Raw genomic sequence first — 12,476 nt, forward strand, 5'->3', positions numbered from 1 at the left:
ATTTACTCTGATCCCATCAAAGCAAAGAATTTGTCTAAATCAGGTATGATTACGATTCGAGTTCTCCTGTTTTTAGCCATATTTTCTGGGCTATCATTTTCTACAAGAGGCATATGACTGCTTCTTCCAGCAGCGATCAGCTTCTCGGGAGCGACGTTGTACTTTGTTTCTAATGCTCTGACAATGGATGTTGCACGTTTTACACTTAAGTCCCAGTTATCTTGTAAGATTGCTGTAGAAATAGTTCTTGGGTCGGTATGACCTTCGATCATCACTTCCATACTTGGTTCGGAATTGATTACTTCAGCTAATTTTTTGAGTAATCCATCAGCATTTCTACTTACTACATAACTCCCTGTGTTAAAAAGTAATCTATCAGATACAGAAATCATCACAACGGTTTTATCAATGTCGATTTGGATATCTTCATTTTCTTCTGCAGATCCATCTGTAATTGATTTTTTCAAATTATATGAAATAGCAAGATTTACAGAATCTTCCATAGTCTTAGCATTTTTAAGATCCTCAGGATCTACATTAGCTAACGTAGCTTTTAATCCTTCTCTACTATTGTTCGACATTGGAACAGCTCCATCTAAGCTGAATTTGGCATCACTTGTTTCGCGTAGAGAGTTGATTTTCGCATTATATTCTTCTACTCTTTGCTCAATTCTAGCAAATCTTTCCTGAAGAATTTTATTTTCTTCTTCTAATTTTTCTTTTTCGGACGTTGTTTCAGCTAGATGGAATGATGTAGTATTGAAATCATTTTCTAAGGCCACATATTTCTTTTTTGACACACAGGAAGCCATCAAAGCTCCCGACACAATTGTTATTAAAATTAGTCTTTTCATAAGTTGGTTTGTTTTAATTATCGAAACCAATTTCAAAAACGAAGCCATTGTAAATAGACCTGTTATTTCAAACCTATAATTGTTATTGTTCTAGCGTATTTTGTTTAAAAATATCGGATTACTGTTCCTTAAAATTTCAAAATATATTCTTGTAGGTTTTCTGATCGTTCTAAATTCAGTTTTTTTCTAAGTCTATAGCGAGCGATTTCAACACCACGGATCGAGATATTCATTAGATAAGCAATTTCCTTTGTGGAGAGATTCATTCTCAAATAGGCACTAAGTTTTATTTCTTGAGGACTTAAGCTTGAATATTCTTTTTTGAATCTAGACATGAAATCTCCGTGAACTTGATCAAAATGTATTTCAAATTGCTCCCAATCTTGGTCTTCTGCTATGTTTTTTTCAATGTTTTTAATCACTTTCTGAATTTCATTTTTCACTTCTTGATTTTTACTTTTTTTGGTTATGCTATTTAGATTGTTTCGCATATGGTCTATGAAACCATTTTTGGTGATTAAATGCATCGTAGCAGTCGCTAATTCTTTGTCTTTCAGAGAAATTTCTTGCTTGAGTTTCTCAGTTTTCAATTTCTCTATCTCTGCTTGAGTAATTTTCAATTCAGAATCTTTCTCTTCAATTACTTTTCTAGACGCAGTTTTGAGACGCTGTGCTTTTTGTTGATATCTTTTTTCAATCAACCGATATATTAAATATATACCTACTACTAAAAGAATGAAATAGATAAAATAAGCCAGTCCACTTCTATACCAAGGAGGTAAAATCCGGAAAGTATAACTGGCCGCTGGGCTTACCTCACCATATAGATTTCTGCTTTTGACGTGAAATGTATACTTGCCTTCTCTAAGGTTTGTATAGGCCTTTTCGCTTTTATCTACCCAGTCGCCATAACTGTCTTCTAATCCTTCTAGCCAATACTGAAATCTTAATTCTTTTTCATTATTCGGAATCGGATTACTACTTTCAAACCTGATGTTTGCTTTATTGTACGCTATCCTTGGTACCTGAGAGGCCGATTGATGGTGATGCAAATTATTTTCAGTAATAGAGCTTCCGTGAAAAAGTAAAGAATCAGATGGTCCCGTGAGATAGACTGCCCTAATCAAGGTGGGGAAATTTGATGCTTGATAGTTGTTTTCATTTAAGTTAAAAGTAATAAAACCCTCATTGGCTCCAAAGAGAATTTGATTTCCTTGGATACTGGATATGTTTTGAAGGTCATCATTGAGAAGTGGGAGAAGTTGATTAAATACTTTATAGATTTTTTTGAAGCTCCCGTCAACCTTTCTTTCAAGAACGCCGATTTCTGATTCTCCAATAAAGTGAATATTGCCCATTTGGTCCTCTACTAGAAAGTGAGCTAAAAAACCACCGTCAAAGTATGGGTAGAAAAACTCATCTCTTTCAAATTTTGATGTAAGCTCGTTGAATTTGAAAATTCCAGCTTGCGTTGTAAAGACAAGCCTATTATTAATCTTCCAAACATTGTTTAAGATACTCGTCGGAAGGCCTGATTCAGGACCAAAATATTCAACAGTAACATTTTCTTTTCTGCTATCTAATTCTAGCCTATAGAGTCCTTTATATCCATGTGCTACCCAAATATAGCCTCGATCATCTTGTTCTATGATTCTACTGGATTCATTAAATCCATTTATTTCCCGTAGATATTTGACGCCTGTCGGTGTTTTTTCATACAGATGCAATCCAGTATAGCTTCCGACTAAGATCAGGGTAGAACTCCCACGCAAACTTTGAAAATTCCATATTCCGCTTGGCCCTTCGATTCTTTCTGCTTTGTTGTTTTTTATGGCATACGCTCCGTCATTATGTGCTACTAGTAGTTCGTTATGCACAGATTTGATCTGATACACTTGACCTGTTGAATTTGGAATCATGCTTATTGGGGACCAACTCTCTTTATTTTGTTCTTGAAAATAAACACCATTGTTAGTTCCATAATATAGTTTGTCATTATTGAGATATGCACTGTATCCAGTACCAGTTAAGCCAGAATACTGATTGATTTTTCGGAAAGGGAGACTCAATTGAACCATCGTAAGTCCATTGTTATGACCCATCCAAAGGTTTCCTGATAAGTCTTCGAATAATGAGACTATTGAATTATTATTGAGCCCATTATTTTTATCAAATTTTAAAATTGTTTCACCAAATGAATCCACTATCATTAAACCATTCAATTGAGTACCAATAGCAATGTGACCATTTCGTAGCATCAATGCAGTATTGATTGTGAGTGAATTTTCAGATGTCCATGGGCTTATCAAATCACCATTTATTGTAAATATCCCTTCATCTCTAGTGAAGACGAGGTATTTATCTTGCGTAGTTTGGAATATGGTAGTAACTAATTTATTTCCAAAGAATTTTTCTGCAGAGAGAGGGATGAGCCTTCCATTTTGAAGCTTTTTTAAGCCATTACCCAATTCATTGACGAAAAGTAAACTGTTATTGTAATGGAAGCTTTCAAAAGCACTTTCACTCTCAATTTTGCCTATAAATTGTTGGGTTTTATCAAAAACAAAAAGTGTATTAGAGGTACAAAAATAGATTTCACTATTGCCAACATATACTTTCCATACTTCTCCAAGGTCACGATCTACTTCGGGAAGTTTATTTTTGAAAGATGTGAAAATTAATTGTCCTAGATCATCTGGTATAAATACACCAAAATCACCTTGTCCAGAAACATAGACAAGCCCATTGTGATCAACTTGTACATGTCTAGTTTTAGCACCGTTGGGAAGTGCATATCTTCTCCATGATGTACCATCATGTTCTAATATTCCATAATTATTTGCAACAAACAACATACCCGATTGATCCTGGGTAATTGCATAGTTTTGTATTCCCCCTTGGTATTCTTGACTCGAATAATACCTCGAAAATGGCAATCCGATGCCTTGAGAAAATAATATGAACGGACTCAGAAAAGAAATCAACAGCAGTAGAAGTGTTTTCATAATCAGACTTTGGGTTTACGCTAAAGCAATATAAACTTTTTCAACTTGATGTAATAGAATATTGATAATTATAAGTTAATGTAAAAAGTTTAATTATACTCCAATTCACTCGTATCAATGATATTTACTGTATTTGTTGAGTTTTTGTGAAAATGAAAATCAGCATGTGATGTATTTATGATGTATTGTTATTTTTTGAATTACACTGGTAATTCATCAATTTCAAACATCAATAAATCCAAAGCAAATGAAAAAAATTTTATTACTGTGTTTTGCCTTTGCGCTCCAATATGGAGTGTGGGCGCAATCGAGTGTAACTGGAACGGTTACTGATGATTCAGGATTTCCGATACCGGGCGTCAGCATTTTGAAGCTGCGATCTACGGTTGGAACTGTGACTGACCTTGATGGTAAGTATTCAATAAATGCATCGACTGGAGATGAGCTTCAGTTTACTTTTATTGGATTCAAACCACAGGTTATCCCAGTTGGAAGTTCTTCAGAAATTAATGTGGTATTGGAAGAGGATTTAACCAACCTCAACGAGGTCGTAGTAATTGGTTACGGTTCTGCTACCAAAAGAGAATTGACAGGAGCTACTTCTCAGGTCAAAGGTGAAGCAATTGAGGCTATGAATATGCCTAGAGTGGATCAGGCTCTTCAAGGGAAAATTGCTGGTGTCAATATTTCAACTAATTCGGGGGCACCAGGAGGTACTTCTAACATAAGAATTAGGGGGATTGGTACATTTGGTGACAACGACCCTCTTATCTTGGTAGATGGTGTAATTTATGATGCAGCGGGTTTAAATGCTTTGAATCCAAATGATATCGAATCTGTCAACGTCCTCAAGGATGGTACCGCAGGGATATATGGAGTAAGAGCAGCTAATGGTGTTATTTTAATAGAGACTAAAAAAGGTAGTTTAGGTGCTAAACCTAGATTAGATTTTAATGCTTATTACGGTGTTCAAGAAACAGCCAGAAAACTAGATCTTTTGAACGCTAGAGAATATGCGATTCTAAAAAATGAAGCTTTCGCTGCTGGTGGACAGGCACTACCGTTTAACAATGTGAATCTTGGAGAAGGAACAAACTGGCAAGATGCAGTTTTTCAAGAAGCTCCAATACAAGAGTATAACCTGACGATGACAGGTGGAACTGAAAAAACTTCTTATTCCATAGGTGGGTCTTATTTTGGTCAACAAGGAATTGTAGGTGGCCCTAAAGCTAATTTTGAAAGGTACAATGCGAGAATCAATTTCATCACTGAAATAGCTCCTCGTGTCAAGTTTACCAATGTTCTACTTTACACGAGAGAAGAGAGTAGTGGATTAGCTCAAGGCGGTATCGGTTCGGTTCTTTACAATACGATCAATGCATACCCAACAGAGACCATCAGAGTTGGTGATAGATTCTCTTATTTGGATAATGTGAATGATATCATCAATCCATTGGCTCAAATGGAGAATACTTACAACAATACTTTTGTTAACAAATTTGTAGGTAAAGAAGAGATCGAATATAAAATCAACAGCAACTTTACATGGACAGGACGTGCAGGTTACAACTTTGCCATGGTAGATACTAAAGTATTTAATCCTTTAGTGTGGTATGGTCCTGGTAAATTTGCAAATTCTGCTCGAAATGCCAATTTAGACCCTGTTTTGGTGGATGTCGGAGGACTTGAAATTGAGAGAGGAGCTAATGTTTTTGAAGCTAGAAACACATTCCTAGATTACAATTTGGAGACATTTCTAAACTATGACAGCAAATTTGGCGAGGATCATAGAGTGAAAGGGATGTTTGGACTTTCACTTGTAGGAAATAGAAGTGAGGGGCTCAATGGTACTGGTTTCAATATCCCAAACAATGACTTGAATTTTGCAGATATCTCCGCAAATCAAGCTCCAGGCGGATTTTTAAATAATGCTGGCTCCTTTCAAAGTAGACAAAGGCTGACTTCTGCTTTCATTAGAGGTGAATATGACTTTAAGCAACGCTACTTTGTTTCTGCAATTTTGAGAAGAGATGGTTCTACTAACTTTGGACCAAACAATAGAATAGGTTACTTCCCAGCAATTTCTGGTGCTTGGTTAATTTCAGACGAATCATTTTTCAATGTGAAAGCTATTGATTTTATGAAATTGAGAACAAGTTTTGGAGTATCAGGAAATGACCAAATTGGCTTATTTAGATATAGAGGCTTGTTGAATGGATCTGCAACGTATGTTTTCAATGATCTGATTGTCAATGGAGCTGCCATCGGAAACACAAGTAATCCAGATTTGAAATGGGAAACTACTTTCCAGACAAATATTGGTTTAGACTTCTCTTTATTTCAAAACATAGACTTCACAGCAAACTACTTTATCAAAAATACCAAAGACTTACTTTTCCAACCTGATGTTTCGGCATTATTAGGTTCTTATGGTCCAGGCGGTTCTCCGCCAGTTATCAACGCTGGGGATGTTTTAAACAGAGGACTTGAGTTGGAACTAGGCTATGGTTCGAATAGAAAAACGGGAGTAAACTTCAGATTTGATTACAACATTACTTTCTTGAAAAATGAAGTAACTGCTGTTCCTGAAGGTTTTGAGTTTATCCCAGGTGCAGGTTTTGGAGTAGGGGGAAATGTAGCTACCAGATTCCAGAAAGGCTTCCCTATTGGTTATTTTGTCGGATATCAAACTGACGGTATATTCCAAACAGCAGAAGAAATCGCATCTAGTTCTGTAAGTCAGCCAGGCGCAGAACCAGGAGATTTGAGATTTGTAGATCAAAACGGTGATGGCGTGATCAATTTTGGTGACGATTCCGACAGAACAATGATTGGTTCTCCGATACCAAATATGATCATGGGCTTCAACTTTAATGTTGATTTCAAAGGCTTCGATTTAGGGGCGAATGTTTATGCTGCCTTAGGACAGGATATCATCCGAAATTATGAAAGACAGCAGCCATTTGCCAATCAGTTGGCCTACAATATTGATAGATGGACTGGTCCAGGAACTTCCAACGAAGTACCAAGATTGACAACTGGAGCAACGAGAAATACAGTATTCTCTGATTTCTACGTTGAAGATGGTTCATTTGTAAGGTTGAGAAATGTTCAGTTGGGTTATACTATTCCTTCTACCATTTCTCAAAAAATCGGAATCCAATACTTTAGATTTTATTTAGCAGCCAATAACCTTGTGACTTTAACAAGATATCAAGGATTTGATCCAGATGTGGGATCTGGAAATCCACTTTTTGCAGGAGTTGATAATGGTATTTATCCACAAGCGCGCACATTTATGGCAGGTTTAAATATTAAATTTTAAGAATCATGAAAAATACTTATAAATGGTTTCTATTCATGTCTCTATGGATATTTACCGCTTGTGACAGTTTATTAGATATAGATCCTGAGTTCACTCAGGATGCAGAAAACTTCTTTAATACAGAAGAAGATTTTGATAGAGCGATTATTGGGGTGTATGATATGATGCAGCCAGCCTATCTCAATATTTGGATAGGAGAAATAGCATCGGATAATTCCATAGCAGGTGGCGAAAGTGTAAATGATACACGAGGTCTTCATGAAATAGGAAGTATGACACACGGTGGTGTCAATGAAGAATTGAGAGCTGTGATGCGTGTAAACTACACGGGTATTGCAAGAGCAAATTACATTTTCGAAAATCAAGATAAATTAGATTTTGACGGGAAGGAATTAATCTTGGCTGAAGCAAGGTTTCTACGAGCCTACTTCTATTTCAATCTGGTTAAATATTTTGGTGACATGCCTTTGATTGTTGATAGAAGAATCTCAATTAATGAAATTGCCTCAACGCCAAGGACTCCAAAAGCACAAGTTTATGCACAGATAGAAACAGATTTGAGAAGTGCTATTGCTGGACTCCCTCCAACAGTTAGTGTAACAGGAAGACTGACAAGTGGTGCGGGTAAAGCTTTGCTAGGTAAGGTTTTGTTGTATCAAGGGAAGTATCCTGAAGCAGCAACTGTACTAGGAGAACTGATTGACAATAACCAAGGAGGCTATGCACTTTTCTCAGATTACAGCACACTGTTTTACGCCAACAATCAAAATGTAGCAGAAGATGTGTTTACGATTCAGTTTAGCGGACTTCAAGGTGGAGATTACGGATGCTTGATTTGCTTAAATGGAAACGCAGCTGTTGGTTTCCATGGAATCAGACTATACAATGGTCCTCTTTATGCAGATGGCAATAGTTACAATCTACCAACTCAAGATTTATATGATTCCTTTGCTGATGGAGATATTCGAAGAGATGCTACAGCTTTGAATTTAGATGAATTTATCGCTGCACAGCCAAATTCTGAAGATATCACTTATGCAATTGGAGGAGGTGGTCATACAGGTTTCTTCAATAACAAATATATCAAGAGACTTGATGAAAGAGGTCTTCCAGATGATGACTTGACGAGTCCATTGAACTACAGGGTGATTCGTTGGGCTGATGTACTATTGATGGCAGCAGAAGCATTCCAAAGAACAGGAAATGATGGTCGTGCTCGAACTGAGTTGAACAAGGTAAGAAGTAGAGTAAGCATGCCAGCTATCAATAGTTCAGGTGATGCTTTATTACAGGCAATTCTAGAAGAAAGAAGATTCGAGTTATCGGGTGAAGGATACAGATTCTTTGACCTAGTAAGAACAGGTCAAGCAGCTTCAAAGATTTCAGGATTTGTTACAGGAAAGCATGAAGTATTTCCGATTCCACAGGTAGAGATTGATCTTGCTGGTGGTGTTTGGAGTCAAAACCCAGGGTATTAAATAAGAACTCAAATGAAAAAATATTTAAAATATATATGGTTATTGCTGCCAATCATTGCTTTGGCGGCATGTGTTGAGGAATACTCCTTAGATGGGAATCCTCCAACAGAAGCGGAAGCGAATTTCAGCTTTCAGTCTACTGCGGAAAGTGATAATATTCTCCAGTTTACAGCTGATAATGAATTCTTCATCATGAGTTGGGATCTTGGAAATGGTCAAACAGCTAAAGGAAAAACAGCTACAGGAACATATCCCTTAGCGGGAACTTACACCGTTTCTTTGACAGTATTTAATTCTGGTGGAAGTGTTACCTACTCAAGAGATATAGTGATAGAGCAGACAGATCCACTTTTGTTAGACAATCCGATATTCAATATACTTACAGGCGGTGTTGATGCGGCTGAAGGGAAAACTTGGAAAATCGATGCTACAAGGGCTGCACATTTTGGAGTGGGGCCTAACTCACCTACAAGTAATTTCCCTGAATTTTACCAAGCTCAAGCGAATGAAAAAACTGGATCGGGAATGTATACCGATAGATATACTTTCCTCTTGGATGGATTTAGGTTTAATATGGAAACCAATGGTTTTGTATATTTAAATGCAGCACAAGGTTCTAATTTTTCAGGCGCTTTTGACCCAGGTGTTGGAGACCTTTCTGCTCCTTATGAAGCTCCAAATGATTTAAGATGGTCATTGGTAGAGCCTGAAGGTCAACTTCCAGAGCTTTCTGTTACACAAGGAGGGTTCCTAGGATACTTTACTGGTGTGAGAACATATCAAATAGTAAATCTTGAGGAGAATGAAATGTTCTTGAAATTTGAAGACGCCGCTAATGCAGATTTAGCATGGTACATCAGATTGATTCCTGAAGGATTTGAACCAAGTCCTGAACCAGAGCCAGAGCCAGAGCCAGAGCCAGAAAATCCAGACGTAAGTTTTGTATTGAGTGATTTGATAGGAAATGGTAGGAAAGTATGGACGCTAAAGCCTGCTGCTGGAGCATTTGGCGTAGGTCCTAGTAAAGGAAGTGATGCTTTCTTCCCTAATGGAACTGATATTTCAGGTGATAGACCATGTCTATTCAATGATCTTTTCATCTTCAATTCTAATGGAAGTTATGAGTACAATGCCCAAGGAGATATTTATGGAGAAGCTTATTTAGGTGTCTCTGATGGGTGTCAGCCAGAGTCAAACTTGATTGGAACAGCAGCTGCGGCTTGGGTCTCAGGTGTACATGATTTTAGTTTTACACCGGGTACAGCTACGGAGTTCCCGAAGATCACAGTTACAGGAACAGGAGCATTTATTGCCTTACCTAAAGCATTCAATGGCGGAGAGTACAGCGCTGCTCCTCCTAGAAATAATGAGTCTGTAACCTATGAAGTAATTGCATATGATGCGGCAACACAAGAAATGTCTATTTCAATTGATATATCTGGTACTGGTGATGTGTTTTGGAACTTCACTTTAATACCGGCCCCAGATCAATCTATTGGCTTAGCTGAATTTACTAGAGAAGACCTTGTTGGTAATGGTGAAAGGGCATGGAAATTAAAATCTGCTGCAGGAGCATTTGGTGTCGGTCCAACTGCGGGTAGTGATGCGTTCTTTCCTAATGGGAATGATATTTCAGGTGACAGACCTTGTTTGTTTAACGATTTATTTATTTTCAATACAAATGGAGTTTATAGCTACAATCCACAAGGTGATATTTTCGGAGAAGGATACATGGGAACTGGATCTGATGGATGTCAGCCAGCGAGTAATTTGACTGGAACTTCTGGAGAGGCATGGGGTGCAGGCGAACATCAGTTTACCTTCACGCAAGCTTCTGGCAATACACCAGCAAAAATCTCAGTGACAGGAACGGGAGCATTTATAGCCCTTCCGAAAGCGTTCAATGGTGGTGAGTATTCAGCTGGCCCTCCTAGAACGAACGAAACGGTAACCTATGATGTATTAAGTTATAATAACAATACCAAAGAGTTAACGATTACTATTGATATCTCGGACAATGGAAGTGTGTTCTGGACATTCGTTCTAATCCCAGATAACGGTTAAAAAATGATAATTATGATGAAAGTGCTTCAATTTTGCTTTATCTGCATCACCATGATGGCTGCCAATTCATGTAGTCAAGATGAGGTAGATGATAAGGTATTATTACCAAGTAACTTAGAAGTCTCAATAGAGGAGATGGAGAATGGTCAGGTAAGAGTTATTTTCTCTGCTCAACAAGTGAATTTCTTCAGAGTAGGTTTTGGAGATAGTAATGAACTGCCTGCCATCGTGACAGGAAATGAAGTTACACACAGATACAACAGCCCAGGTGAATACACCATCGTTGTCCAAGCACATGCTACAGAAGGGGACTTTATAAAAAAGGATCAAAAGGTGACCATTTCCGAGCAAATGCTCGGGATTGGTTTTCCAAATTCTGGATTTGAATCTCCTTTGCAGTATGCAGGCTATACCATGTCGTGGAATGATGAATTTAATTCAACTTCACTTTCAAGCGATTGGGTTTTTGAAACTGGAGATGGTTGTCCTAACCTTTGTGGTTGGGGTAATAATGAACTTCAATTTTATCGCCGAGAAAATACTGAGGTCAAAGATGGTTACTTGGTTATCACTGCAAAGCGAGAAAATGTAGGAGGTAAGAATTTTACTTCTTCCAGAGTCAAAACTCAAGGTAAAAAGGTATTCAAATTTGGCAGGATAGATATCCGTGCAGCTTTACCAAAAGGTCAGGGGATATGGCCAGCATTTTGGATGCTAGGCGAAAGTATCACTGATATCAGTTGGCCCGCATGTGGTGAAATAGACATCATGGAAATGATCGGAGGAAATCAAGCTGGTCGAGATAACACTGTTCACGGTACAATCCATTGGGATAATAATGGGGCTTATAAATACCAAGGAGGCAAAAAATCTCTGTCAAGTGGATCGATCCTAGCTGATAATTTTCATGTTTATTCCATCATATGGGATGAAAATAAAATTACATGGCTCCTTGATGACGAAGTTTATCATGAAGAGGACATTAGATCATCTGCGATGAGTGAATTCAGAGAGCCATTCTTTCTTTTGATCAATCTCGCTGTTGGTGGGAACTGGCCAGGGAATCCAGATGATTCTACTATATTTCCACAGCAGTTGGCGGTGGATTATGTGAGAGTATTTGAAAAGAATTAATAAACCTATGTAAATCTGAAGATATTCAGAATTGTATAAATGGCTGTGGGGAGTATTCCACAGCCATTTTTATTTGGTACGCCCCTCAACGATTTTATCGTATTCGATGTCATTTGCTTCCCATAATTCTACTTTATTTCCTTCCATATCAAGAATATGAACAAACTTCCCGTATTCAAAACTGGTAATTTTGTCTATGATGTCAACTCCTTCCTGTGCCAATTGATTGACTAGTGATTCGAGATTTTCTACTCTATAGTTGATGATAAAATCTCTTTTTGAATCCTTAAAAATTTCACTCTGCTCGGCCGCGGGACTCCACTGAGTGAAACCTTTTTGGTCAGGATGATCAGCTTGTCTCCATTCAAAATTTGTCTCATAAGCATCCGTATCAAAACCAAGATGTGTTTTATACCAATTTTTCATTTCCTTGGGATTTTTACATTTGAAGAAAATCCCTCCAATTCCTGTTACCTTTTTCATAAATTTCCTTTTGATGATTTGGTCGAGTAAGATAATGTTTTTAAGAATTCAAAATAGGTTTTCTCAATTCAGATAAAATTTACTTTAAGTTATTTTTTTTCTGTTTAGAGAGTTAATCATTATATTTCATTCA

7 protein-coding genes are annotated in these 12,476 nt (G+C 37.4%); 4 read left to right on the plus strand and 3 right to left on the minus strand.

What is annotated here, in order from left to right:
* Window positions 1-2: 2 nt before the first annotated feature.
* Together IEV57_RS06430 and IEV57_RS06435 are read right to left on the minus strand one after the other, a co-directional pair.
* Window positions 3-854, minus strand: coding sequence for an OmpA/MotB family protein (locus IEV57_RS06430; RefSeq protein WP_188440793.1), 852 nt, complete (start codon window positions 852-854; stop codon window positions 3-5).
* A 128-nt stretch (window positions 855-982) separates the two neighbouring features.
* Complete coding sequence (locus IEV57_RS06435; protein WP_229744250.1) at window positions 983-3,859, minus strand: triple tyrosine motif-containing protein; 2,877 nt, start codon at window positions 3,857-3,859, stop codon at window positions 983-985.
* Between the two features lie 247 nt (window positions 3,860-4,106).
* Between IEV57_RS06435 and IEV57_RS06440 the strand changes: the two genes are divergently transcribed.
* The 4 genes from IEV57_RS06440 to IEV57_RS06455 are packed head-to-tail and all read left to right on the plus strand — an operon-like array spanning window position 4,107 to window position 11,860.
* Window positions 4,107-7,184, plus strand: a complete 3,078-nt coding sequence (locus IEV57_RS06440; protein WP_188440795.1) for a SusC/RagA family TonB-linked outer membrane protein — start codon at window positions 4,107-4,109, stop codon at window positions 7,182-7,184.
* 5 nt (window positions 7,185-7,189) lie between these two features.
* The gene (locus IEV57_RS06445; RefSeq protein ID WP_188440798.1) at window positions 7,190-8,662 is read left to right on the plus strand and encodes a RagB/SusD family nutrient uptake outer membrane protein; all 1,473 of its coding nucleotides are present in this window, start codon (window positions 7,190-7,192) and stop codon (window positions 8,660-8,662) included.
* A 12-nt stretch (window positions 8,663-8,674) separates the two neighbouring features.
* Window positions 8,675-10,726: a PKD domain-containing protein gene (locus tag IEV57_RS06450; protein ID WP_188440800.1), complete on the plus strand. Its 2,052-nt coding sequence runs from the start codon at window positions 8,675-8,677 to the stop codon at window positions 10,724-10,726.
* A gap of 12 nt (window positions 10,727-10,738) precedes the next feature.
* Window positions 10,739-11,860 carry a family 16 glycosylhydrolase gene (locus IEV57_RS06455; RefSeq protein WP_229744251.1) on the plus strand — a complete coding sequence of 374 codons (1,122 nt, stop codon included), beginning with the start codon at window positions 10,739-10,741 and terminating at the stop codon, window positions 11,858-11,860.
* Window positions 11,861-11,929: 69 nt separating this feature from the next.
* Here IEV57_RS06455 and IEV57_RS06460 read toward each other — a convergent pair whose 3' ends face one another.
* Window positions 11,930-12,343, minus strand: coding sequence for a VOC family protein (locus tag IEV57_RS06460; protein WP_188440804.1), 414 nt, complete (start codon window positions 12,341-12,343; stop codon window positions 11,930-11,932).
* Between the last annotated feature and the right edge of the window lie 133 nt (window positions 12,344-12,476).

Origin of the sequence: Belliella aquatica, assembly GCF_014637795.1 — a bacterium.
GTDB lineage: Bacteria > Bacteroidota > Bacteroidia > Cytophagales > Cyclobacteriaceae > Belliella > Belliella aquatica.

Bases quoted from the DNA above. Each gene is read 5' to 3' on its own strand.
- IEV57_RS06450 (WP_188440800.1), top strand. From the start codon at position 8,675: ATGAAAAAATATTTAAAATATATATGGTTATTGCTGCCAATCATTGCT.
- IEV57_RS06460 (WP_188440804.1), bottom strand. From the start codon at position 12,343: ATGAAAAAGGTAACAGGAATTGGAGGGATTTTCTTCAAATGTAAAAAT.
- IEV57_RS06455 (WP_229744251.1), top strand. From the start codon at position 10,739: ATGATGAAAGTGCTTCAATTTTGCTTTATCTGCATCACCATGATGGCT.
- IEV57_RS06430 (WP_188440793.1), bottom strand. From the start codon at position 854: ATGAAAAGACTAATTTTAATAACAATTGTGTCGGGAGCTTTGATGGCT.
- IEV57_RS06440 (WP_188440795.1), top strand. From the start codon at position 4,107: ATGAAAAAAATTTTATTACTGTGTTTTGCCTTTGCGCTCCAATATGGA.
- IEV57_RS06445 (WP_188440798.1), top strand. From the start codon at position 7,190: ATGAAAAATACTTATAAATGGTTTCTATTCATGTCTCTATGGATATTT.
- IEV57_RS06435 (WP_229744250.1), bottom strand. From the start codon at position 3,859: ATGAAAACACTTCTACTGCTGTTGATTTCTTTTCTGAGTCCGTTCATA.